Source organism: Paraburkholderia sp. GAS199, from assembly GCF_050436585.1.
Classification (GTDB): domain Bacteria; phylum Pseudomonadota; class Gammaproteobacteria; order Burkholderiales; family Burkholderiaceae; genus Paraburkholderia.
Window position 1 is genome coordinate 304,159 of the sequence record NZ_JBNDMM010000002.1, and the last position, 23,202, is coordinate 327,360.

A 23,202-nucleotide genomic window follows, 5' to 3' on the forward strand; every position below is an offset into this window, starting at 1 on the left:
TCACTTCTGTAATTTGGAGTCGATTCCGAGCAGCGCCTCTTCGGCCGGCGACGAAACCACGGCGCGGACCGGCGCTGCAACGCCTCGCCCACCCTGCATCTCCCGCAACGCCGCCCCAATCACCGCTTCCGCCTCCGCCGCCAACGTACGCCGATCCGCACCGGGCGCCAGCGCCGCGCCGACATAGACGTGCGCGGTCAACGGCCCGCCGCCCAGCAGCATGTTCAGCGAATCCGCGAGCGTCAGGTCGTCGATATAGGCCGGCGCGGTGGACTGCTTGCCGTGCGCGTCTTCGTACATGATGCACAGCGGCTGCACCGGCACCGAAGCCGACACCGCCGCCTGGAACATATTCGCGTGAAACGGCAGCAGCGTGAGGCCGTTGGACGTCGTGCCTTCGGGGAACACGCACATCAACTCGCCGGCACTCAGGCGGTCCGACAGTTCGTGCATGATCCGCTTCGCGTCGCTACGCTTCTCGCGCTGGATGAACACGGTGCCCAGTTGCTGCGCGAGCCATCCCACCACGGGCCATTGCCGGATCTCGGCCTTTGAGACGAACGGCGTGGGCCGCCACGCGTTGATCACGTAGATGTCGATCCACGAGATGTGATTGGCGACCACCAGTGCGCCGCGATCGAGCCGTGCGCCGTCGTTATGAACGACGAGTTGCATGCCGCACAAACGCAGCATTTTCAACGACCATTCGCGGTTCAGCGTCTGCCGGCCTTCCTCGCCTACTTTGGAAAAGCGCGTGGCGACGATCCACATACCGTGCAGCAAATGGGCGATGAGACGGGCCTTGCGTAACGCGAGCTTCATGTGCGGAGCTTTCCGTAACGGGACGATAACGCGGCAATCAATGCTGTTCGAACGCAACGTGGCCGGCCACGATGGTTGCACGCACGCGCGCCGGCAGTTCGTAGCCGAGGAACGGCGTGTTGTGACCCTGGCTCTTCAGCGCGCGCGGCTCGACGCGCCAGTGCGCGTTGCGATCGAACACGCACAGGTCGGCCACACTGCCCACGCCGATGCGGCCGGCTGCTTCGAGCTTCAACACGTCGGCGGGCGACGTGGAAATGCGATTCAGCGCCTTCGCAAGCGGCACGCCGGCTTCGTCGGCCCACTTCACTGTCAGCGAGAGGAACAGTTCGAGCCCGGTTGCGCCCGGCGTGGCTTCGGCGAAAGGCAGCAGTTTCTCGTCGTCGTCGACCGGCGTGTGATCGGAACAGATGGCGTCGATGGTGCCGTCGACGAGGCCCGCGCGGATCGCTTCACGATCGCGCTGTTGACGCAGCGGCGGATCGAGCCGGAACTGCGCATCGAAATAGCCGATGTCGAGGTCGATCAGATGCACGTGATTGATGGTGACGTCGCACGAAACCGGCAAGCCCTCGGCCTTCGCGGCCCGCATCAGCGCGACGCCCGCCGCCGACGACACGTGCGACAGATGCACGCGCGCGCCGGTCACGCGGACCAGTTCGAAGATGGTGTGCAGCGCGATCGTCTCGGCCGAGACCGGCACGCCGGACAGCCCCATGCGCGACGCAAGCGCCCCGCTCGCGGCCACGCCGCCCTTGCCGAGGTACGCGTCCAGCGGACGCAGCCAGACCGTGTAGCCGTACGTGGCGGCGTACTGCAACGCGCGCAGCAGGACCTGCGTATCCACGACCGGCACGTCGGCTTGCGAAAACCCGATACAACCCGATTCGGTGAGTTCCACCATCTCGGTGATGACCTGCCCCTTGAGGCCGACGGTCAGCGCGCCGAGCGGATAAACATGCGCCTGGTTCAGATTGCGCGCGCGGAACTTGAGCATTTCGACGAGGCCGGGTTCGTCCAGCGTCGGGTCGGTATCCGGCGGACAGACGAGGCTCGTGACGCCGCCGGCGAGCGCCGCGGCCATTTCGGATTCGAGCGTCGCCTTGTGTTCGTAACCCGGTTCACGCAGACGCGCCGACAGATCGACGAGACCCGGCGCGATCGTCAGGCCTTTGGCGTCGATCGTTTTCGCGGCCTCGAAGCCCGCGGGTGCATGGCCGAGCGCGGCGATCTTGCCCGCCTCGATAAAAATATCCTGCTGCTGTTCGGTGCCCGCTGCCGGATCGATCAGCGTGCCGCCTTGAATATGAATCTTCATGTGCTGCCTTATTTGTCGACTTGTGTGTCGCCTCATGGTCCGCCCGGAATAACGGTCGAACGTCGGGTCTAACGTTGCGCCCAGCGGCTCGGGGATGCCTAATCGTGGTTACCCGCGACGATACCCATCACCGCCATACGCACCGCGATACCGAACGTGACCTGATTCAGGATCACGGATTGCGGACCGTCGGCCACCTGCGAATCGATTTCGACGCCGCGGTTCATCGGTCCCGGATGCATGACGATCGCGTCGGGTGCGGCGAGCGCGAGACGCTCCGGCGTCAAACCCCAGCTCTTGAAGTACTCCTGCGCCGACGGCAGCAACGCGCCGCTCATGCGCTCGTTCTGCAGTCGCAGCATGATGATCACGTCGACGTCTTTCAGACCTTCGTCGAGATTGTGGAATACGCGCACGCCCATTTGCTCGAGGCCGCCCGGCAGCAAGGTGCGCGGGCCGATCGCGCGCACTTCCGGCACGCCGAGCGTGGTGAGCGCGTGAATGTCCGAGCGCGCGACGCGCGAATGCAGAATATCGCCGACGATCGCCACCCGCAGATTCGTGAAATCTTTCTTGTAGTGGCGGATCGTGTACATATCGAGCAGACCCTGCGTCGGGTGCGCGTGACGACCGTCACCGGCATTGATCACGTGCACGTGCGGCGCGCAGTGCTGGGCGATCAGATACGGCGCGCCACTCGACGCATGCCGCACGACGAACATATCGGCATGCATCGCCGAAAGGTTATTGATCGTGTCGAGCAGCGATTCGCCCTTGCTCGTGGACGACGCATTGATGTTCAGATTCAGCACGTCCGCCGACAGACGCGTGGCGGCAATCTCGAAGGTCGTGCGGGTGCGCGTCGAGTTCTCGAAGAACAGGTTGAACACCGACTTGCCGCGCAACAGCGGCACCTTCTTGACTTCCCGGTCGGTAACGCTGACGAACTGGTCGGCAGTGTCGAGAATGTGATTGACGATTGCCTTCGGCAAACCCTCGATCGACAACAGATGTTTGAGCTCGCCGTTTTTCGTGAGCTGCGGGTTGCGCTTCAGGAAGCCGTAGCGAAAGCGCTCGCTGTCGCTGCCGGATCGATCCTGGGGAGCGTGGGTGGCGGTGTTCATTGATGTACCTGCTTCAAATACGGGCTTCGACGGGTTCGATGTCGAAGCGGACTGCGTGTGATGGTCGAGGGCGCGCCCCCGGTCGCAGCGCCGGATCAGTCGACGCGTGCTTCGGTGTGAAACGTGAACTGCGGGCTGCCGGTCTTGCCGCCCTCGTCCCGGGCCAGCACGAGCGTGGCCTCGGCCGGCACGTCCACCGTGCCGCCCACGAAGCGCGCCGCCACCGGCAGTTCGCGCCCGCCGCGGTCGGCCAGCACGGCCAGTTCGACGGAAGCCGGACGGCCGTAATCGTAGAGTTCGTTGAGCGCCGCGCGAATCGTGCGGCCGGTGTACAGCACGTCGTCGACGAGAATGATGCGGCGCTGGTCGACCGCGAACGGCAGCGAGGTCGGACTCGCCTGCGAATGCAGGCCCTTTTTCGCGTAGTCGTCGCGATGCAGCGCGACGTTCACCACGCCGAAGCTCGGCACGTTCAGATCGTGCGCGAGACGCTCGGCGAGCCATGCGCCGCCGCTATAAATGCCAGCGAGCACGGCGTCATTGTCGCCGCCGAGCCCGTTGCCATGAACCGCCACAATCTGTTCGAGCAAAGCGCGGTAGAGCGCTTCGGCGTCAATGGAACTCATGATCGTCGGAAAGTCCGTCAAAGTATTGCTGAAGGATGATGCTCGCGGCTTCGGCGTCGAGCATGTCGGCGCGGCCTTTGCCGGCGCGGATTCCCGCTTTCGCTTCGACCGACGAATAACGTTCGTCGATCCACGTGACCGGCAGGTTGAAGCGGCCGTTCAGCTGGTTGCCGAAGCGCGTGGCAAGCTGGGTCATCTCGTGCGGCGCGCCGTCGGGATGCATGGGCAGGCCGACGACCAGCGCGTTGGGTTTCCATTCGGCGATCAGCTTGCCGATTTCCTCGAAGCGGTATTCGCGGCTGCGGTTCTGCACGATCACCAGCGGCCGGGCGCTGCGCGTGAGCGAGTTGCCCACCGCGACGCCGATCCGCTTTTCGCCATAGTCGAACGCAAGCAGCGTCGCCTCACGTCCGCCCGACAGACTCATGCGTGACCTGCTTCGCCCGAGAGCATGGAGAGGGAAATGCCGAGCAGCGCAAGAGCCGCTTCGAGGCGTTCTTCGGCGGGTACGTCGAACACGATTTTCGGGTCGGCTTCGACCGTCAGCCAGCCGTTCTTCGAGATCTCTTCTTCGAGCTGACCCGCGCCCCAACCGGCATGGCCGAGCGTGAGCAGAAAACGCTCCGGACCATTGCCGCTCGCGACCGCTTCGAGCACGTCTTTCGAGGTGGTCATTTCGAGGCCGCCCGGCACCGACATGGACGACGTGTACGCATTGCCGTCTTTCGGATCGTGCAGCACGAAGCCACGCTCGGTTTGCACCGGGCCGCCGAAATACACGGGAACATGCAGGAGAGGTTCGATCTCGAGCTTGAGGTCGATGCGACTGAAGAGCGCTTGCAGGTCGATGTCGGTCGGCCGGTTGATCACGAGGCCGAGCGCGCCGCGCTCACTGTGATCGCAAAGGTAGACCACCGTTCCTGAAAACGTGGGGTCGGCCATGCTCGGCATGGCGATCAGGAACTGGTTGGTCAGATTGATGCGATCGGTACTCTTGGACATAGTTCGGATTTTAGCAAAGACGATGCAGGATGGCGGGGCTTCGAGCGTGCTTCGATGCCGGTGCGACGGCAGGTGCCGAAGCGCTCCGAACGTGCCGAAGTTTGCCGACAGCCATCGGCGGCGATTCAAGTTCCACTCTATCACGCACGTCGATCCTGGCTAGGGCGCAGTTTCGCGCCGACCGACGACTTTGCGGGGACATTCCGCGGGCATTCATCGAGCACGCATATCGCGTGCCTTGAACGTCGCCGCAGTGTCCAGCCGCGCGGCGCTCAGGCGCCGCCCTCCTCGATGGCACGGGTCAGCGCGGCGAGCGTGGCCGCGGCACCGGGCGGCGCGACGCCGGCGGCGACTTTGTGCAACATGGCGCGCAGCGCCTCGGCAGCCTGTTCGAGCGTGCTCGCAGCCGGCGCACCGACGATGACATGCGCCCGCACCGCGGGTGTCGAAACGCCCGCGTGCGCGCGACGACGCCAGGCCAGCCCAAGTGCGTCGGCGACCAGCGCCACGTGGCCAAGACCCAGCGCACAGGCGGCCGCTCCGAGGCGGTACGCGGCGTCTCCGGCTTGCAGCGCTTCGCTCGGATCGGCTTTCTCGGGTTGGTCGGCCATGCGCGCGTGCTGCGTCAGCGCGGAGATCGCGGCGTCGGCGGTTTGCAGGAAATCTTCGTAGGCGTGGGCGTTGACGGTAAGCACGCCCAGTTCGCGCGTCAGCGACACGCGCGAAGCGCTGATTGCCTGCGCCTCTGCCACGCCCGCCTCCCATAGCATTTCGGAAGCCTGCGTGCCGGCCACATGCCAGTCGACCGTCAAACCGTAGTCGTGCAGCACTTCGACCTGATCGGCATCTTCCGCCGCAGCGCCGAATAGCGCGTAATCGCGCCAGAGCAGCGCGAGCGTTGCGCGAACCAGCGAACGCGGCGCGCGCTGGATGCCGCGCGCATGGTCGGCCAGGGTCAGATTGCAGCGCGCATAAAAACGTCGCGCATCCGGCTCGCCGGTGGCGCGGTTGCCCACGCGTAATGCTTTTGCACAGGCTCTCGCGAGCCGCCAGAAATCGTAGGGATCGGCGCCGGCCAGTTCGTCGAGCACGGCGTCGAGTTCGTCGAGCGCGGCGTTCGCGAACGCCAGCGCGGCGCCGCTGTTGTCAGGCTGCGCACGCAGCACCGGCAGCAAGGCGCGCTCGTAGCGCGCCCGCAAATGCGCGAGCCGATCAGCCGACTGCGCAGGCAGCGACACCGGCGGCACCGGACGCCCGGTCAGCGCGAGATCTTCGAACGCAACGGTGGAACCCGGCGAGTGCTCCGCCAGATGCGCGCAGACCGCGCGATAGTGATTGAACAACGTAGGCGAGCAGGACAGCTCGCGCAGATTGTGACGCTCGAGCGCCGCGCGAAAGTCGCGCAAAGCCGCGCCAAAGACCGGCCGCGCATCGTCGGCGTTAGACGGGTCGGACGTGGCGAGCGGCGAGAGCCGCACCAGTGCATCCGCGAAACGCTGGGCGCCGAGCCAGCCGGCCTCGCGCAGCGCATGGGACGCACGCACCAGAGCCGCCGCGCATTCACCGCGCTGTTCGTAGGCGAGCAGCGCTTCCGCCAGTGCCAGTTCCGCGGAGCGCACAGCGCCGCCGCGCGGATTCGGCAAGGCATCGAAGGAGTCGGGTGTAGCGGATCGAAGAGTCATGGGCAGACGACAGGGAGCTGACGGGCCGCCGCTTCGTGTCACGCGCAGACTGCTCGTCTAGCGACGTAATACCGGCGACAGGACAATGACAGACTACCGTTGCGACACGGCATATTCGAGGACGTTCCGTGCCGAAGCACCGAACACGGCTCGCGGACCTCACATCCGCCCGGTTGACCGCCGCTGGAAAGCGCCGCGCCGCCGCATCTGAGGAACGCTGGGCAAGCGCCGGCGAACCGACCGCAGCCGGCTGCTGACTTCAGATCTGGACCATCTCGAAGTCTTCCTTGCGCGCGCCGCACTCGGGACATGTCCAGTTAATGGGAACGTCCTCCCAGCGGGTGCCCGGCGCAATGCCTTCGTCCGGCAAACCGGCTTCTTCGTCGTAAATCCAGCCGCAAATCAGGCACATCCAGCTTTGATATTCCATTCTTGTGTCGCGTCGTAGAGTCCGTGGAAACGGGAGCCATGATGGTACCGTGTTGCCGCCCCAATGCCTAGCAATCAGAATCCTCCAAACGTCGCGCGCGACGGCGATCGGCAGCGATGCAAAAAAACGCCCCCGCGACGGTTTAGGCCGCATAATTGAGCCAATTGCGCACTCCCAGCGCCTAAATTCAGCTCCTTTCAGTCAATCTTCATGCCCAGCGATACGCCTCCGATCGTCCTCACCTTCGGCCTTTCCGATCCCACCGGCGGCTCCGGTCTGCAAGCCGACCTGATGACCCTTGCCAGCATGGGTTGCCACGGCGTTTCCGTGCTGACCGGCTACACGGTGCGCGATTCGGCCAGTTGCGATGAAGTCACCGGACTCGACCCAGAAGTGGTCGCCACCCAGGCGCGCATGCTGCTCGAAGACATGCCGATCGCGGCCTTCAAGGTCGGCGCCTGCACGCGCGCCGAAGTGGTCAGCGCGATTGCCGAAGTGGTCGCCGATTACGACGACATTCCGCTCATCCTCGCGCCCGACTTCACGCTCGACGACGAGCACGTGCTCGCCGCCGACGAACTGCGTGAAGCCATCGCCGACCTGCTCGCGCCACAAACCACCTTGCTGGTCGCCGATTCCGCCACCCTGCTCGCCCTCGCCCAACCCGACGGCGACGCCGAAGCGCCCAGCCTCGACGCGGCGATCTCGCATCTGCTCTCGCAAGGCTGCGAGTACATTCTGTCGACGGAAACCGGCACGCACCGTCTCGTCAACACGCTATTCAGCGAAGACGGCCAGTTGCGTCAGGACATGTGGGACCGCGGCAGCCACCGGATCATGGGCATTACCGACACGCTCGGCGCCGCGATTGCCGCGCTGCTGGCCAACGGTCAGGAACCGGCGGAAGCCGTCCGCGAAGCGCAGGAGTATCTGTATCAGGCGGTGCGCAGTGCGTTCCGTCCGGGCATGGGTGCTTATATGCCGGATCGTTTCTTCTGGGCGCGCAGCAGCGACGACGAAACACCGCCGGCCGCCGGCAAGGACGCAACGCCAGGCGAAGCGCGCCATTGATGTGGATCAACTGAATACGCCGGTCGCGCGATGCGCGGCCGGCGCGGCTGTGTGATTCGAAGCGGAAAGGATCGATGCCCGGACGTTTCGTCCGCATGCGCAACATCGCCAAGATCGCAACCAAACCAGACGACCATAAAAAAACCCGCATTTCTGCGGGTTTTTTCTTTTGGGAAGCACCCCTCGCGGCGCGCTTCCCCATGTGCTCCAACCGAGCCTCGCGAAGAGGCCCAATCGCAATTACATGTCCATGCCCATGCCGCCCATGCCGCCGGGCATGCCGCCAGGCATCGGTGCATCTTCCTTCGGCAGTTCGCAGACAGCTGCGTCGGTGGTCAACAGCAGGCCAGCGACCGAAGCTGCGTTTTGCAGCGCCGTGCGCGTCACCTTCGTCGGGTCCACGACACCAGCGTCGACCAGGTCGACGTACTCGCCGGTTGCCGCGTTGTAGCCGTAGTTGCCCTTACCAGCAGCAACTGCTGCCACGACGACGCTGGCTTCTTCGCCACCGTTCGTGACGATCTGGCGCAGCGGCTCTTCCATCGCGCGCAGCACGATCTTGATACCTGCGTCCTGATCGGCGTTAGCGCCCTTCAGGCCAGCGATTGCCGTACGTGCACGGATCAGTGCGACGCCGCCGCCAGCAACGATGCCTTCTTCCACAGCTGCGCGCGTTGCGTGCAGTGCGTCTTCGACACGTGCCTTCTTTTCCTTCATTTCGACTTCGGTCGCAGCACCGACCTTGATCACTGCAACGCCGCCTGCCAGCTTGGCAACGCGTTCTTGCAGCTTTTCACGGTCGTAGTCCGACGTAGCTTCTTCGATTTGCGTGCGAACCTGCTTCACACGTGCTTCGATGTTTGCAGCTTCGCCAGCGCCGTCGATGATCGTCGTGTTTTCCTTGCCCACTTCGATGCGCTTCGCTTGACCCAGTTCAGCCAGCGTTGCCTTTTCGAGCGTCAGGCCGGTTTCTTCAGCGATGACTTGACCGCCGGTCAGGATCGCGATGTCTTCCAGCATGGCCTTACGACGATCGCCGAAGCCCGGAGCCTTGACGGCAACAGTCTTCAGGATGCCGCGGATGTTGTTCACCACCAGCGTTGCCAGCGCTTCGCCTTCGACGTCTTCAGCGATGATCAGCAGCGGACGGCCAGCCTTGGCGACCTGTTCCAGTACCGGCAGCAGATCACGGATGTTCGACACCTTCTTGTCGTGCAGCAGCACGAACGGGTTGTCCAACACGGCAACTTGCTTGTCCGGGTTGTTGATGAAGTACGGCGACAGGTAGCCGCGGTCGAATTGCATACCTTCGACAACGTCCAGCTCGTCTTGCAGCGACTTGCCGTCTTCGACGGTGATGACGCCTTCCTTGCCGACCTTGTCCATCGCTTCAGCGATACGGTCGCCGATCGACGAATCGCTGTTCGCCGAGATCGCGCCGACTTGAGCGATTTCCTTGTTGGTCGTGCACGGCTTGCTGATCTTGCGCAGTTCTTCGATTGCTGCGAACACAGCCTTGTCGATACCGCGCTTCAGGTCCATCGGGTTCATGCCCGATGCAACGTACTTCATGCCTTCGCGGACGATCGACTGAGCCAGAACCGTTGCGGTCGTGGTGCCGTCACCTGCGTTGTCGCTGGTCTTGGAAGCCACTTCCTTGACCATTTGTGCGCCCATGTTCTGGAGCTTGTCTTTCAGTTCGATCTCTTTCGCGACCGACACACCGTCCTTAGTGACCGTCGGGCCGCCGAAGCTGCGTTCCAGGACAACGTTGCGACCCTTCGGGCCCAGCGTGACCTTCACAGCGTTCGCGAGGATGTTCACGCCTTCAACCATCTTGGCACGGGCGGAATCACCGAATACGACGTCTTTAGCTGCCATCTTCTAACTCCTTGAATTCTTTGAAATATGACCGGGAAAAGTAGCGACTTGCGCTTACTTCTGCACCACGGCCATGATGTCTTCTTCGCGCATCACGAGCAGTTCGTTGCCGTCGACCTTGACGGTCTGGCCTGCGTACTTGCCGAACAGAACACGGTCACCAACCTTCACGTCGAGTGCGATTTGTGCACCCTTGTCGTCGCGCTTGCCCGGGCCGACTGCCAGAATTTCGCCTTGATCCGGCTTTTCTGCTGCGGCTTCGGGGATCACGATGCCCGACGCGGTCTTGGTTTCTTGATCCAGACGTTTGACGATCACGCGATCATGCAAAGGACGAAGGTTCATACATACTCCTCTCTTGATTGAGACTGAAGAACGCTGAGAAAACCCGGCTGGCGGAGCCAACCGGCGATGTTGTTAGCACTCTCGTGCAGCGAGTGCTAATTATATGGACGGGTGGTGACAAATTCAAGAAGGGATGCTGCCGGGGATACCATGAGTCGCTGAACTACGAGCGTTGCGGGGTCGGATTCGAACTCTAGGGAGGTGGTTCCCCGCTAGTTGAGCATTTAATTCGACTCTTGAACAGACTTTTGGCGTAACGATCCATTTCGCTCGACTGGCCAACCGCCGCGCGGCAGCACCGGGCGAGTCATGCATCAACGCCGCAAGGAGGATTCACAGTCGCGACTTTGCCACATCGCCAGCCTCGCGTCGGCCGAAGACCCCTCAAGCGGCACCTGCCTCGACCCAATCCGGAATCGCGACGATAAATGCATACGAGCCCGGTTCGAAATTATCTTTAAAAATAACCTGCATCGACTCGCCATAAATCAGGCGCCCCAACACACCGAACAACGTTCTGAAAAGAAATCCAGAATTATTCGGTGCCCGAGGATAATTCTGAATCGAAGCGAATTTCGAATAACCAAAGCTTCTGACAAGATTGATCACCTTCGACTGGCCATCCACAAAATCCGACAAATGCTGTTCGAACAGGATGACCGGCGAATTTTTTCTGATCACGCTTTCGGAACCTAGTAAAGCGTCGTATTCGTGCCCTTCCACGTCGAGCTTGATCAGCTTTATCGGTTCGGCACCGTTCACGACGGAATCCAGAGTCTGCAATCGGATAGCCTGAGTGTGCGCGGACGGCTCCGTGGAAACGAACGAACCACCCAGATTCTCGTGATCGACGTGGAGCAAAGCATCCCGATTGCTGCTGGAGATGCCTACGTTGTAGCAGGCGATGTTCTCCGTGAGATCGGCGTTGATCGACAGAAGCTTGTAGGTTCTCGACGCCGGCTCGAAGCTCAGCACCTTCCTGTAGAAGTCGGAAAAATAAAGACTGTGATTTCCGATATTCGCGCCTATATCGATGGCGATACCATCGAAAATATTCTTGTATTGCGACAGCCAGGCAAACAGCGTTTCCAGCTCCTTGATTTCATATATTCCGCTGATATTGATTTCGCGACCAATATGATCGAACGAAAAAACAACCAGCTGCCGCTTATCCGCCAGATGTTTTTTAGACTGCCTGAGCAGCAGAAAATTGACCAGCCAGAACGCCATTTCCCGCAGAAAAAACAGGCGGCCGTAATTGATTTTAAATACAGGCGATTCGCCGAGGCTATCTTTACGCATAATTCCCTCAATGTGCATGAATGAACACAAAGGCGTCTTATTTCACCCCAGCAGCTTCCCGCTATTTTTCTAGAAACGTACCGACCCGCCGCGCGAAATCGAATCACAACACCCGGCGGCTCAGTGACCACTCGTAGTGAGCGCTTAATCAGACGGCATCCACCTTCATCTCCAACCGCCCTCTCGGCGCCGAATACACGTGCCGGTACGCCGCCCAGCAGCGCTCGATCGAAAAACGTGCTTCCATCCGGGCGCGCGCCTGATCGCCGAGCCGCTCGCGATCGGCCGCGCTCAATGCGAGCAGACTTGCGATGCCCTCGGCCAGCGCCTGCGGATTGCTGCGCGGCACGACGCAACCCGTGTCGCCCACCAGCAGCGCCGTGTCGCCTACGTCGGTGGCAACGCAGGGAACGCCGCAGGCCATCGCCTCGCCCACCACCGTCGGCAGTCCCTCGCTTCGGGACGACAGACAGAACAGATCGAGCGCGGGCACCAGCAGATGCAGATCGCTACGCGCGCCCATCAGATGGCAGACGTCCGTCACGCCGGCGCGATCGATCATCGAGACGAGTTCTTCGTTAGCGGCATCCAGCCCGCGGCCGATCATCACGAAGCGGCAATCCGGCTGCATGGCCGACGCTTTCGCCACGGCCGCGACAAAATTCTCGTAGTCCTTGGCCGGGTCGTAGCGACCGACGATGCCGACCACCGGCGTCGCCGCATCCAGACCGAGTGCGGTGCGCAGCGGATCGTCGTCGCGCGCACGCGGCTTGAAGAGATCGAGATCGAAGCCGTTGAAAATCACGTGCATGCGCTTTTCGTCGTATCCGCCGCCAACATGCGAGCGACGCGCCGCTTCGGCACAGCACACGATGACATCCGGCAGCCGCGACGACAACCACGCGCAAACCTTCGCCACGAACGCGAGCTTCATGCCCGAACTCGACGACGGAAACTCCGTTTGATGCACGCCCCACGCCAGCGTAAACGGCTGCGTCCGCGCGGCGCCGCGCCCCGTCACGAACTGCGCCACGCGCGCAGCCACGCCGCCGAAAAGATCGGCGTGATACATCCATGTTTGCACGACGTCCGGCCGCAATTCCACCAGCCAGCGCACCAGACGGATCAGACTGAACGGATTCGGCACGCTGCGCGACATCCCGAGCAGACGCACCTCGACGCCGAGCGCGCGAATGCGATCGCCCATCACATCGAGCGACGACATCGAAATGACCGTGTGCTGAACGCCGTCACCCTGCGATGCCTGGATCAGCCGGTAAAGCATCATTTCGGCGCCGCCCACGCTCAGGCCGGAGATGATATGAACGACTTTCATGGTGTGCGTGTCTCCGCGCTGGATTGCATCGTGGCCATCAAAGCGGCACCGGCGCCGGGACGGCCGGCGTCTGCGGCGATGCCACGCCGAGTTCGTGATAGACCGCGAGAATCCTCGCGAGCACGATGCTTTCGTCGAACTCTCTGAGCACCTTCTCTCTCGCCGCGAGACCGAGCTTCGCGCCGAGCGCGCGGTCGTCGTCGAGCAGACGGATCGCGTCGGCAAGCGCCTTCGAATCGCGCACCGGAATCAGAATGCCGTCCTCACCGTTGCGGCTCACCACTTCGCGGCAGCCGGGCGCGTCGGTGGTGATGAGCGGCAGCGCGCAAGCCGCGCCCTCGATCAAGGTAGTCGGCAAGCCTTCGCGGTAATAACTCGGCAGCACCACGACGTCCACTTCGGACAGCAGCGCCGGCATATCGCCCACATGACCGAGCCAAACCAGCAAACCCTCGCGCGCCCACGCTTCGATCTGGCTGCTGCGAATCGCGGCGGGATTGCCGTCGTCGGGCGAACCGGCCAGCAGAAACGTGACCGAGCGGCCTTCGCTTTTCAGCAAGCGCGACGCCTCGACGTATTCGCCAATACCCTTTTCGCGGATCAGACGCGCCGCGAGCAGAATCCGCAACGGCGCAGCCGACGACGACGCCGAAGGCTCGCGCGGCTTGTAGCGCGTGAGATTCACACCGGTGCCTTTGATGAGCCGCAGCGAATCGTCCGCAGCGATTCGCGACTTGCTGAACAGCGCGATATCGTCCGCGTTTTGCAGCATCACGACCGAACGCTTGCCGTTGAATGCCGCCTTCATGATGTTGCGTACCAACGGCCGCAACATCCGCGCACGCGCCTGCTGGCTCGTAAACACATAGCCCATGCCGTCGATCGCGTTGACCCGAATCGGCACGCCAGCGAGGCGCGCCGCGAACGAACTGTAAACGGCGCCCTTGATCGTGAAGCCGTGCACGAGAATCGGCTTTTCGCGCTTGAAGAAACGCGCGAGCCACATCACCAGCCTCAGTTCGCGCCACGGGTTGAGACTGCGCCGCTCCATCGGCATGACTTCCCAGCGGAACCCGAGTTCGCGCAACTTCGGACCATAGCTTCCGTCGGGCGACACCAGAATCACTTCGAAGCCGCGCTCGCGCAGCGCTTTTGCGAGCGGCAAGCGGAAATTGAACAGATACCAGTCTGTGTTGGAAAGCAGAATGACCTTCTGTCTCGGCATCATGCTCGTACTCCTTATGATTCTTCAGCTCACGCTCAAGCGCGAGAACAGCTGATCCCAGATCGCGAGAATCGCGGGCACCGAATAGCGCTCGCGAATCGAACGCGCGCCTTTCTTGCCGAGTTCTTCGCGCAGCGCGGCGTCGGCCAGCAGTCGACGCAATGCGTCGGCGAGCGCGGCAGCATCGTCCGGCGCGATCAGCAAACCGTCCTGACCGTCGCGCATCAATTCGCGCGGCCCGCTACGGCAGTCGAATGCAACGGACGGCACACCCAGCGCCATGCTTTCCATCAACGCCATCGGCATGCCTTCGAAGCGCGACGACAAAACGAAGGCATCGGCAGCGGCCATTTCGTCCCACACGGCTTGCGTGCGTCCAGGCAGCAAAACGCGGTCGCCCAGATTCAGTTCGGCAATGCGCGCGGTCAGCATGTCGCGCTCGGGACCTTCGCCCCAGATCCACAGATCCCAGTCGTCGAACTCGTTCGCCACTTTCGCAAACGTATCGATCAATAGTCCGTACTGTTTTTGCGGATGCAAGCGCCCCACCGAGATAAGCCGCTTTCTGCCGTCGGCACGCGTCGTTCTCGCGAAACCGAGCAGTTCGTCGGAGACGGGATTCGGCAGCACCGCGATGCGCTGCGCGCTGCGTTCGCGGTCCTTGTGCTTCTTGCGGAACGCCGCTGCAATCGACTCCGAAAGAAACGCAATGGCCGTCGCGCGCGGATACACCAGCTTGCAGAGCAATTTCCACAGCATCGAGCGGCCGTCGGCAGTCGGGTCGTTGTGCTCACAGGCCACCACCGGAACGCGCAGACCGCGCGCGGCGACGATGGCGGTGATGTTGACGTTCGTCAGGAACGAGACGATCACATCCGGTTGCGCTTCGACAAAAAGCCGGCGCAGCGCCGCGATTTTCGCGACATAGCCGAAGGGCTTTTTCACGCGGGCGCTCATACGGTCGGCGAGATACACCATCCGCACCTTGTCCGACACCGGGAAGAAGCAGCCGCCGCGTTTGCTGTAGGTGGCAACCAGCGTCACGGTGTCGCCGCGCGCGGCCCACGCCTGCGAAAGAATCGCCGCGACGCGCTCGGCGCCGCCGCTTTCCATCGAACTGACGACGAGAACGATCTTCATGAGTGGCGATCTCCCACGTTCGACGCCGATTCACCTGCTTTCGCGTCACGCCGTGCCGCGCGATCGCCGCCGTGACCGCCAGAAAACAGAATGCCGACCGAGATGAAGAACGCGGTGGCGTACATGAGCGCCGTCGAAATCTGCGCGCCCGCAATGCCGAAGTGCGGAATCAGCGTGAAGTTGCCGATCACTTTCAGACCGAAAGTCAGCACGGCGATATTGGCCATCACCTTGAAACGCCCCTCGCTGGCGAACAGTTGCCCGAGCACGAGACAGGCGAAATAGAACGGCACCTGCAACAGTCCCCAGCGAAATACACCGGCCACGTTGACGGTATCCGCCGCCGTGAAGGCGCCGCGCTGGAACAGCACGGCAATGAAGGTCGGACCGAACACCCACGACACCACGGCGCAGGCAATGCCGATCGCGAACGCGGCCATGCCCCAGAACAACGCGGTACGGTGCGCACGTTCGAAGTCGCCCTGTTTGAGGATGTCGGAGAAGATCGGCAAAGTGGCGCGCGCTGCCGCCATGGCGCCCATGCTCAGCAACAACGCGAGCACGCGATTGGCGTAGCCGAGCGTGCTGTTGGAGCCATCGCCGAGACGAGCCATGAAGTACTGATCGAGTGGCGCGCAAAAACACAGCACGATCTGACCGACCATCAGGGTCCGCACCGAAATCCACATCGCCGCCCAGTCGGTCGATTCGAACGACAGGCGCGCGCGACTCCGCACGCCGTCCGCGCGCGTTGCCAGCGATCTCAGCCAGACCGCCTGCAACGTGAGCCCCACGACTGTGCCGATGATCAGCGGCAGAACGCTGTCGCCGGTCGGCGCGGCGAGCACGCAGATCAGGATCAGTGCCGCCGGCAGACCTTCGAGCAGCGTGTTGACGTGCCGCTCGCGCGCCTGCAAACGCGCGGCGTAAACGCCGGACGCAAGCATCATCACACTCGTCGGCGCGAGTCCGTACATGAGTTGCTGGCACATTTCGCGCGTGACCGGCGACAGGTCGCTGCCGGTCACGCGAATCACGAGTGGCCAGCACAGAAACAGCACCGCGGCGAATACGATGCCGCACACCGCTGCCGCGCCTTCCATCTCACCGGAAAAGCGCGCCTGATAATCAAGCGGACGATGGCGCAAGTTGACGAACACCGGCACGAGCACCACGCCGAGTACGGCGAGCAACGTGCCCGGCAGCCACGTCACCAGCGCAACCGTGAACTGATACGCGTCGACGATATTGTTGATCCCGTACTTGTACGCGATCGCCATTTCCTTTAATGCACCCGCACATTTTCCGACCAGCACGAACGCGGAAACGCGCGCCGCGCCGCGCGCGATGCGCAAATGATCGGGATGTGCCGTGCGTACCCGCTCTCGCCAGCGAGAAATCTGAAACATCAGCGCAGTCAACATCGCGAGCCGCCCTCGACTCCGCGCGCTCGCCTCATTGAAGCGAGGCCCGGTTGCGGCAAGCGCGGCATCCTTGAGGTATCCATGTGATTGAGCATGTCACCGCGCACCGCCGTCATAGCTGCTGGCTACGTAGGCATGGCTGCCGTAACGTCCCGGATGCACCTGCTTCATGCTGGAAACGGCAAAGCCGTTCAGCATCACGCCGTGCACACGGCCACCGGTTTGCGCGAAGCGCTTGATCGACTCCTCGATCTCTGCAACACGTGTTTCGGAAAAGCGCGCCACGAGGAAGACGGTCCCCGCGTGCGGCGCCATCATGCCCGCATCGGATACGGCGAGAACAGGCGCGGAATCGAGCAGCACGATGTCGTATTGCGACGACGCCTTGCGCATCAGATTGCCGAACTCGTTGCCATTGATCAGTTCCGAAGGATTCGCCGGATACTCGCCGCACGGCAGGATGTCGAGATTCGGCAAGACTTCGCGCCGGATGGCACCGTCGAACAGTTCGGGATCGGCCAGCGCTTCGGCGAGGCCCGGTCCCATCTCCAGACCGAAACTGCGATGCAGTCTGCCCTTGCGCAAATCGCCGTCGACCAGCAACACGCGCTTGCCGGCCATCGCCAGGATCGGCGCGAGATTGCTCGCGACGAACGACTTGCCGACCAGCGGCAGCGGACCCGCCAGCATCACGATGTTGTTGCGCGCGCCGAGAATCGCAAACAGCAGCGCCGAGCGGAACATGCGCAGACTTTCAACCGTCGGGTCACGCGGATAGCGGCGTGCAAGAATCAGATGATTGGCGTCTGGCGCGGTTTCGTCGGTGTCCATGTCGCGTTGCTTCGCGCTTTGCGGCACCATCGCGTACACCATCAGGCCGGTGCGCGCTTCCACTTCTTCGGGCTCGGTGACACCCGCGAGCATCAGATGACGCACGAGCGTAATCGCAACGCCTACGCACAGGCCGAGCAGCGCGGCGACGATCACGATCAGCGAGCGCACCGGACGAACCGGATGCTCGGGAACGTCGGCGCGGTCGATCAACTGGGCCGAGCCTGCCTTGCCGGCCTGAACGAGCCGAAGCTGTTCGATATTCGAGCGCATGGCCGAGTACAGCTCGGTCGTCACGCGCATGTCGCGCATGAGTCCCAGTGCGCCCTGCTCTTCCTGCGGCATCGCCTTGATGCGCGCATTCAGCTTCGCGATGTATTGCTGGATCAAGCCGATCTGCGTATCGATCGCGACCATGTTCGGCGAAGCCGGCGCAAACCGGTCGGCCATGCTCGCGCGAGTCTTCCGCAGATTCAGCAACTCCACTTCCGCTTCGGCGCTCTTCTGCAAGGTCAGCTTGCCTTCTTCGCTGGCGTCGACGAGCGTATTCGAATTGCGATACGCGTTATAGCGCTGCTCGGCTGCGACCATTTCCGTTTGCATGACGGGCAATTGGCCTTCGAGAAACTTCAGCGAATTCGCGGCGATGGTGGCCTTGCGATCGTTGTTCTCGCGCACGTATTCGTCGGCAATCGCATTCAGCGTATTGCTGAGCATGACCGGATCGTTCGACTGCATCGAAACGTTCAGGATGTTCGACTTTTCGCCCTGCTCGACGATCTGCAGACGCTTCTGGATTTCATCGGTGGCATCTTGCCGCGACATGCGTACGACATCGAAGCGGATGCCCGGACGCGCTTCCATCTTCTTGACCAGCAGCGTGATGTCGCCGACCGGTGTCGCGAAAGTTTCGGTTTTGCCGACCATACCGGTAACGGGATGCTCGATACCGTCGCCGCTGAGCTGATAGTGGTTGTCGGCGAGCGCGATCAGTTTGAGCGGACGGCCCAGCAGTTTGCGCGGTACGTCGAGCGTGCCGACTTCGATCGATTCGTCGCCCCATGCATATCCGCCAACGCCGAGCAGACCAGGATTCGAGAGTCCTACATTGTGACGCGCAAGCCATCCACCGATCACCGGAAATCGGGCCGGGCCGGCAGAGATATCGAGTTTGAGTGTGTCGACGACATGCGCGATGACCAGACGCGAGGCGATCAACTGCTTTTCGCTTTCGGCATTCGACTTGGTATCGAACGAAGGTGTGAGATTGCTCAACAACTCCGGTTTCGATGACGTCGGACCATCGGCCAGCTCATCGATGCGTACGAGCAGATTGGCCCGATAGACCGAAGGAGCGGTGACTGCGTACGAGATCCCCAGTGCGATGAAAATGACCGTAGTGACGGCGATCGTTTTCCAATGACGCGTCAGTACATCGAGAATCTCGGTCAGATTACTCTTGTCTCCGTGCGCCGACGTTTGTCGTGTTGTTTTATCTGCGTTCATGGCGATCCAGTTAAGGTTGCCCTGGTTAGACGAAATGACCGCGCAGGGGTGTCGCGTCCCGCAGTCACGTCTTTTTCATCCAGCGTGGAACTGGATGTTCTGCCCAAATCGTGTCGAAATGCTGACAGGAAAATTAGTCACTTTTTCCAGAACGTAATCGCATTTATGACCTATCTCGTGGCGACCACAAGATATCAGCGCAGTCTGGCGGTATATGTTTGCCACCGCACATTGGCCGAGCAAGTGCCTGCGCTACTTTCTTTCCCGTGAACAAAAACAAATTTGAGACATCTACCACGCGCCGCCATTCGGGAACTCGATCCAATTTTCCTGGGAAATTCGAATAAGGGTCAGCAGTACGGTCTCGCGAACCAAATCATCTACGGATTGAAAACTGTCCGCCGTCCTGGTGAACTCCAATCCGATCGGGATTCAACGGAGCTTCAAAAATGTCAACGCTGACACTCGGCCTCCTGAGCAGTTTTCTGCTCACGTTCCTCATCGTCAGGTACGCGGGCCTCGTTAAGGGCATGGCGCTCGACGGCGACCTGACGGGTGTCCAGAAAATGCATGTCGTGCCGGTTCCGCGAATCGGCGGCGTTGCGATATCGATTTCAGTCTCGCTCACGATGCTGGTCGGCGCGTGGCTCGGAACAAATCCGCGTCAGGAAGCTTTCACGTTGATGCTCTGCGCCACACCGGTTCTGCTCGGCGGTGTGGCCGAAGATCTGACCAAACGCGTCAGCCCCGCGGCACGTCTGCTCTGCGCGATCGCTTCCGCAGCCGCCGGCGCTTACATGCTCGATGCTGTCGTTGGCCGCGTCGGTCTGCCCTTGATCGATCCGTTGCTCAAATACTGGCCTCTCGCACTCGGCCTCACGCTTCTCACCGTGGCGGGTCTGACAAACGCCATCAATCTGATCGACGGCTTCAACGGACTGGCCGGTGGCGTTGCCGTGCTGGTGTTCGGCTCGATCGGCTTCGTTGCACATCAGGTGGACGACTGGCTGGTGCTCAGCGTCTCGCTGACGATGATCGGCGCATTGCTCGGCTTTCTCATCTGGAACTACCCGTTCGCATCGATTTTTCTCGGCGACGGCGGCGCCTATTTCATCGGCTTCATCATGGCCGAACTGGTGGTGCTGCTGATTGCGCGGCACCCGACCGTCTCGCCGTGGTACGCCGCCGTCGTGGCGATTTATCCGCTCTTTGAAACCGTTTTCACCATCTACCGCCGACGCTTCGTGCGCGGATGCGAAGCCGGACAACCGGACGGCATTCACCTTCACACGCTCATCTTCCGCCGCCTCGTGCGCAGCGGTCCGCGTCCCGAAAGCGCTCGCCGCCGCACCTTGCGCAATTCGCGCACGTCGCCGTATTTGTGGATCATCAGCCTCGTCGGCATCGTTCCCGCCACGTTCTTCTGGGACAACGAAGCGGTGCTGGCGGGAACGGCGGTGGCGTTCGTCGTGGTCTACGTATGGCTTTACGTATCGATCGTCAGGTTCAAGGCACCGCGCTGGCTCGTCACGCACGCAACACGTGAGACGTCACCGGCCGCCAGCGCAACCCGCCATTGATAAGCGATGCCAATGAATATCCTCCATCGCGCTCGCAAGACAATCGACATGCGCCGCCCTTACTGCCTGCAAGCTATCCGGAGCGAATGACGATGCGCGCTCTCAGCTTTCGCAATGGTCTGCTGTTCGTCGCGCTGCTGCTCTGCACGCTGACGAGTCACGGGCCTTATGTGGTGATGGCCGGCATTCTGCTTTTATGTGCTTGCTGCCTGAATACGGCGGACGCGCGCGAACTGCTTTTCAGTCAGCGCTATCAGGCTGGCATCTGGATCGGCGCGTCGATTATCGCGGCGTTCTATCTCTGGTATCTGATGGTGCCGCATGCCAATACCTCGCGCGATCTCGAGGCATCGGCCAACAACAACTTCATGTTCCTGATCCTGGTGCTGCTGTTTCTCGCCGCATTGGCGGCGCTGATCGAAACACGTCTCGACGAAGTCACCTCGATCGTCAGCGGGTTGCTCGTTCTGCATAGTGCCGCGCTGTTGCTGCAGACGGTCGTGCTGCTCGCCACCAATCAGTACATCGACTTTATCAAGCCCATTACCGGCGAAGCGTCGCGCTACCTGAACTATCAGACCGTCAATCCGATCTTCGCTTACCGGCCAACCGGGCTTTACGTCGAACCGTCTACCTTCGGTGCCGCAGTCGGCGCCCTGGCTGTGGGCTACATCCTGTTGTCGCGCGCACGCGGTCGCACGCCCTCGCTGCTGCCGATCGCCCTGACTGTCGTGGCCATGCTCACCACGCAATCGGCAGCGGCAGTCGTGCAAACAGGCGCACTGGTGGCCGCCGTCGTGATTACGCACAAACCTCAGGCGAAGGCGTGGGCCGCGGTAGCACTCGCACTGCTTGCCATCGCATCGCCGGGCCTCATCTCGGCCTATCTCGACAGCTTCATGCTGAAGTTCAACGCCGACTCCGGCATGCGCTTCGCGCTTGTCTCCTACGCGTTCGATTTTCGGCGTGGCTGGGATTTCCTGTTCGGTTATGGCCCATTCTCGCTGGAATACGATCTGTACGATCTTGCCGCGAGAGGCAATGGCTCGGCGGCTGTGGCGTCGCTCAACGACTCCGGGCTGCTGAACTTCTTCATCGTCAAATTCGGCATTGCGGGCCTCGCGATTCCCGTTGCCATCTTCGCGCGTATGCGCAAAGACATCGGCACGATCTGTCTGTTCTGTCTGCTGATGACGACCAAGCTGTCATACACGACGCCTCTGCTTTATATCGGACTTTTACCGCTCGTCATGCGGATGCGCATGCGTGATTCGACTTTCATTGCGACGACACCCGACGCACTGGACGATCCACAAGACACCGACGCGGATCATTTCGACGAGCCCGCGCACACCGGCCCGCGCGCCGGAGACAACCCATGGTTGCGCTCATCATGAATACGTCGCTAACCATTCTCACGCCCACGTACAACCGCGCCAACTGGCTCGAACGCCTGTATCGCAGCCTGGTTGCACAAACGCGCCGCGACTTCGAATGGCTGGTGGTGGACGACGGCAGCACCGATCACACGCCGCAACTGATTGCCAGCCTCAAAGCCGAAAATACGATCACCATTCGCTATATCCGCAAGGACAACGGCGGCAAGCACACCGCCGTGAATGCCGGTGTGGCGCTGATCGAGTCGCCGCTGACATTCATCGTGGACAGCGACGACTACCTCACCGCCAATGCCGTGGAGCGCGCACTCGACGTGTGGGGCCAACATGCCTCACCGCGCTTGTCCGGACTCTGCTTCCTGCGCGGAACGAGCCCCGATCATCCGCTTGGACGTACCTTCGCGTCTCATTGCTCGGTCGCTTCATATATCGACATGCGCTTTAATCGCGGCATTAGCGGCGACAAGGCGGAGATTTATAAAACCGATGTATTGAAGGCTTATCCATTTCCCGAATTCGCCGGTGAACGCTTTCTCGCCGAAGACGCAGTGTGGGCGCGAATCGGCTTGCTGTACGAGATGGTTCATATCAACGAGATCATTTACATCTCGAACTATCTCGAAGGCGGATTGACACTCGGGGATCAGTCGATCAATGTGCGCTGCGCAAACGGCTCGGTTGAAAGCACGCGATGGTTTCTGTCGCGCAAGGTCCGACTGAAAGTGCGTTTACCGATGGCATGGCGCTATGTCGCGTACGGCCTCTTTGCGAAGAAGCCGTTGCGCGAGCTATTACGTATGACGGAATCGCCGCTGCTGGTGCTCACGCAGCTTCCCGCCGGCGTCGCACTCTATATGTATTGGTCGCGCAAATTTGCGCCGCAGCTTGCACGGGCCCGCACATTGAACGGACCGCCGCCACGCGCCCAGATCAATTCGGACGCGTCGTGAATGCCATTTTTACATCGTCTGGTATGAAGCAACGCTCAGCCGTTGCCGCTTCGATTGGCCGGTTTGGCTTCACCGGGCTTGCGAACGTCCTGCTGGGTACGCGAGGCTCTGCGTGCGCGCGCGTTTCTGCCCAGGTAACTGCCGCGACCCGAGACCTTGCCGAACAACACGTCGACAACAGCAATCAAGCCAAGACCTACCACGAGAATA

The 23,202-nt window shown here is 61.8% G+C and carries 20 protein-coding genes; 4 read left to right on the forward strand and 16 right to left on the reverse strand.

The annotated features are described in order from the left end of the window. The 8 genes from P3T18_RS07480 to P3T18_RS07515 form a co-directional block, all read right to left on the reverse strand. A complete protein-coding gene (locus tag P3T18_RS07480) occupies nucleotides 1-822 on the reverse strand; it encodes a lysophospholipid acyltransferase family protein (protein ID WP_429299287.1) in 822 nt (273 codons plus the stop codon). 37 nt (nucleotides 823-859) lie between these two features. Next, nucleotides 860-2,140, reverse strand: coding sequence for a dihydroorotase (locus P3T18_RS07485; protein WP_429299288.1), 1,281 nt, complete (start codon nucleotides 2,138-2,140; stop codon nucleotides 860-862). 98 nt (nucleotides 2,141-2,238) lie between these two features. Next, complete coding sequence (locus P3T18_RS07490) at nucleotides 2,239-3,264, reverse strand: aspartate carbamoyltransferase catalytic subunit (RefSeq protein ID WP_429299289.1); 1,026 nt, start codon at nucleotides 3,262-3,264, stop codon at nucleotides 2,239-2,241. A gap of 95 nt (nucleotides 3,265-3,359) precedes the next feature. Further along, nucleotides 3,360-3,890, reverse strand: a complete 531-nt coding sequence (gene pyrR, locus P3T18_RS07495) for a bifunctional pyr operon transcriptional regulator/uracil phosphoribosyltransferase PyrR (RefSeq protein WP_429299290.1) — start codon at nucleotides 3,888-3,890, stop codon at nucleotides 3,360-3,362. Further along, nucleotides 3,877-4,317, reverse strand: coding sequence for a Holliday junction resolvase RuvX (ruvX, locus tag P3T18_RS07500; protein ID WP_429299291.1), 441 nt, complete (start codon nucleotides 4,315-4,317; stop codon nucleotides 3,877-3,879). Before ruvX ends, pyrR begins: the two co-directional genes overlap by 14 nt. Next, entirely contained in the window at nucleotides 4,314-4,892 is a 579-nt protein-coding gene (locus tag P3T18_RS07505) for a YqgE/AlgH family protein (RefSeq protein ID WP_429299292.1), read from the reverse strand. The genes ruvX and P3T18_RS07505 overlap by 4 nt, the downstream gene beginning before the upstream one ends. Nucleotides 4,893-5,164: 272 nt before the next feature. After that, complete coding sequence (locus P3T18_RS07510; protein ID WP_429299293.1) at nucleotides 5,165-6,574, reverse strand: hypothetical protein; 1,410 nt, start codon at nucleotides 6,572-6,574, stop codon at nucleotides 5,165-5,167. A 259-nt stretch (nucleotides 6,575-6,833) separates the two neighbouring features. Continuing rightward, the gene (locus P3T18_RS07515) at nucleotides 6,834-7,004 is read right to left on the reverse strand and encodes a rubredoxin (RefSeq protein WP_006047743.1); all 171 of its coding nucleotides are present in this window, start codon (nucleotides 7,002-7,004) and stop codon (nucleotides 6,834-6,836) included. 210 nt (nucleotides 7,005-7,214) lie between these two features. On the opposite strand from P3T18_RS07515, the gene P3T18_RS07520 reads away from it, so the two are divergent. Beyond that, nucleotides 7,215-8,075, forward strand: a complete 861-nt coding sequence (locus tag P3T18_RS07520; protein ID WP_429299294.1) for a hydroxymethylpyrimidine/phosphomethylpyrimidine kinase — start codon at nucleotides 7,215-7,217, stop codon at nucleotides 8,073-8,075. Between the two features lie 240 nt (nucleotides 8,076-8,315). Here the strand turns inward: P3T18_RS07520 and groL are convergent, their stop codons facing one another. From groL to P3T18_RS07560, 8 genes are all read right to left on the reverse strand, one after another. Then, nucleotides 8,316-9,956 (reverse strand): chaperonin GroEL, encoded by a 1,641-nt coding sequence (gene groL / locus P3T18_RS07525; RefSeq protein ID WP_429299295.1) that lies wholly within the window; start codon nucleotides 9,954-9,956, stop codon nucleotides 8,316-8,318. Between the two features lie 54 nt (nucleotides 9,957-10,010). Further along, complete coding sequence (groES, locus tag P3T18_RS07530; RefSeq protein ID WP_007178996.1) at nucleotides 10,011-10,301, reverse strand: co-chaperone GroES; 291 nt, start codon at nucleotides 10,299-10,301, stop codon at nucleotides 10,011-10,013. 384 nt (nucleotides 10,302-10,685) lie between these two features. Continuing rightward, nucleotides 10,686-11,603: an FkbM family methyltransferase gene (locus tag P3T18_RS07535; RefSeq protein ID WP_429299296.1), complete on the reverse strand. Its 918-nt coding sequence runs from the start codon at nucleotides 11,601-11,603 to the stop codon at nucleotides 10,686-10,688. A 148-nt stretch (nucleotides 11,604-11,751) separates the two neighbouring features. Then, nucleotides 11,752-12,939 (reverse strand): glycosyltransferase family 4 protein, encoded by a 1,188-nt coding sequence (locus P3T18_RS07540; RefSeq protein ID WP_429299297.1) that lies wholly within the window; start codon nucleotides 12,937-12,939, stop codon nucleotides 11,752-11,754. A gap of 37 nt (nucleotides 12,940-12,976) precedes the next feature. Next, nucleotides 12,977-14,167 (reverse strand): glycosyltransferase family 4 protein, encoded by a 1,191-nt coding sequence (locus P3T18_RS07545; RefSeq protein ID WP_429299298.1) that lies wholly within the window; start codon nucleotides 14,165-14,167, stop codon nucleotides 12,977-12,979. 21 nt (nucleotides 14,168-14,188) lie between these two features. Continuing rightward, nucleotides 14,189-15,304, reverse strand: a complete 1,116-nt coding sequence (locus P3T18_RS07550) for a glycosyltransferase family 4 protein (protein ID WP_429299299.1) — start codon at nucleotides 15,302-15,304, stop codon at nucleotides 14,189-14,191. Beyond that, nucleotides 15,301-16,713 (reverse strand): murein biosynthesis integral membrane protein MurJ, encoded by a 1,413-nt coding sequence (gene murJ, locus P3T18_RS07555; RefSeq protein WP_429299300.1) that lies wholly within the window; start codon nucleotides 16,711-16,713, stop codon nucleotides 15,301-15,303. Before murJ ends, P3T18_RS07550 begins: the two co-directional genes overlap by 4 nt. 111 nt (nucleotides 16,714-16,824) lie before the next feature. Further along, complete coding sequence (locus P3T18_RS07560; protein ID WP_429299301.1) at nucleotides 16,825-19,065, reverse strand: polysaccharide biosynthesis tyrosine autokinase; 2,241 nt, start codon at nucleotides 19,063-19,065, stop codon at nucleotides 16,825-16,827. Nucleotides 19,066-19,514: 449 nt separating this feature from the next. Here P3T18_RS07560 and P3T18_RS07565 point away from each other — a divergent pair, with 449 nt between their 5' ends. The 3 genes from P3T18_RS07565 (at nucleotide 19,515) to P3T18_RS07575 (ending at nucleotide 22,992) form a co-directional block, all read left to right on the forward strand. Beyond that, nucleotides 19,515-20,645, forward strand: coding sequence for an MraY family glycosyltransferase (locus P3T18_RS07565; RefSeq protein ID WP_429299302.1), 1,131 nt, complete (start codon nucleotides 19,515-19,517; stop codon nucleotides 20,643-20,645). 92 nt (nucleotides 20,646-20,737) lie between these two features. Next, entirely contained in the window at nucleotides 20,738-22,042 is a 1,305-nt protein-coding gene (locus tag P3T18_RS07570; protein WP_429299303.1) for a hypothetical protein, read from the forward strand. Continuing rightward, nucleotides 22,024-22,992 (forward strand): glycosyltransferase family 2 protein, encoded by a 969-nt coding sequence (locus P3T18_RS07575; protein WP_429299304.1) that lies wholly within the window; start codon nucleotides 22,024-22,026, stop codon nucleotides 22,990-22,992. The genes P3T18_RS07570 and P3T18_RS07575 overlap by 19 nt, the downstream gene beginning before the upstream one ends. Nucleotides 22,993-23,202: the final 210 nt, after the last annotated feature.